A 1,457-nucleotide genomic window follows, 5' to 3' on the forward strand; every position below is an offset into this window, starting at 1 on the left:
GGGCCTTAAACCTACAAAGGGCTGGTTTTCTACCACAGGTTTAATTCCTGCATGTCGGACCATTGATGTCATTTCTATTTTTGCGCTGCATATTGATGATGCTTGGGCAGTTGCCAGTTTAATGCAGGGTTACGATGAAACAGATGAATATTCACGAATGCATCCCGCCAATGTACCGACTCAGTTTTCTAAACGAAAAATTGCCATTCCAGCTCAGCTTGAGTTTTATGGTGATATTGAATCTGAAAAAGCCTTTTTAGTTGCAGTCGAGCGTGTTAAAAAACTGGGCTATGACGTTGAGAGTATTGATTTCAGTGCGTTTAATGAGCTTGCTGCCGCACTGTATAACGATGCATGGGTGACAGAAAGAACAGTCGCCGTTGAACGCATGACAACACGTGAAAAGGCTCATCCAGTCATTGCCCAGATTATTGCGCAGGCAGATAAATTCAAGGCAATAGATGCACTTCAAGCCGAATATAACCGCGCCGTACTAGCTCGAAAAATTAATTTGGCTTTACAACCTTTTGATGCATTGATGGTCCCGACAGCACCAACTATTTACACCATTGCCGAAGTTGAAGCCGACCCATTTACTAAAAACGCGCACATGGGGGCTTATACCAACTTTGTCAATTTTGCCGATCTTTCGGCTTTAGCTTTACCTAATATACTTCGTGAAGACGGCCTACCAAGTGGCGTAACCTTTATTGCACTAGCTTGGCACGATCAGGCACTGGCCAATTTTGCGCAGCTTTGGCAAGCCGAAACATCACTGAGCTTGGGTAAATCAACTCAACATTATCAACAAAGTCTAGAGATCCAATCGAATCATTCAGTACAGCTTGCCGTTGTGGGAGCACATTTAACAGGCATGCCCCTTAATTTTCAGCTCACTAGTCGTAATGCCACTTTGCTCAAGAAAACTCAGACGGCAGATGCTTATAAACTCTTTGCTTTAAAAAATACCACGCCACCAAAACCAGGGCTGCAATGCGATGCAGCAGGTATATCTATTGAAGTTGAAGTGTGGGATGTTCCTTTAGCAAATTTTGGAGCCATTGTGGCTGAAGTACCTGCACCACTTGGTATTGGGAACCTGAAACTAAAAGATGGAACATGGGTTAAAGGCTTTATTTGCGAAGCGTATACCATTCAAGATGCAACCGATATTAGCCATTTTGGAGGCTGGCGAGCTTATATACAGTCACTCAATCAAACCGCTCAAAGTGTTGTTAGTAAAAATGTTGGGGAAGTTTCTATATGATTAAAAAAGCGTTGTTATCCGTATCTATTTTATCGGCAGTTGTATTGGGTGGATGTGACAATACGGCTAAAGTGCCCGAGGCTAAACAAGATGCTCAGGCAGCCGCAAATACAAAACCAATTACCATCGGCTATAGTGATTGGCCGGGCTGGGTGGCTTGGCAAGTGGCTATTGAAAAAGGCTGGTTAAA

The 1,457-nt window shown here is 43.4% G+C and carries 1 protein-coding gene and 1 pseudogene; both read left to right on the top strand.

From position 1 onward, the window contains the following. On the top strand, positions 1–1,267 hold a 1,267-nt coding region (locus tag C1642_RS13560), incomplete at its 5' end, for an allophanate hydrolase (protein WP_103236445.1). Continuing rightward, a pseudogene (locus tag C1642_RS19445) lies at positions 1,264–1,457 on the top strand (ABC transporter substrate-binding protein); the annotation flags it as partial. The gene C1642_RS13560 and the pseudogene C1642_RS19445, both read left to right, overlap by 4 nt.

The organism is Acinetobacter sp. AKBS16 (assembly GCF_002899995.1).
Classification (GTDB): Bacteria; Pseudomonadota; Gammaproteobacteria; order Pseudomonadales; family Moraxellaceae; genus Acinetobacter; species Acinetobacter baumannii.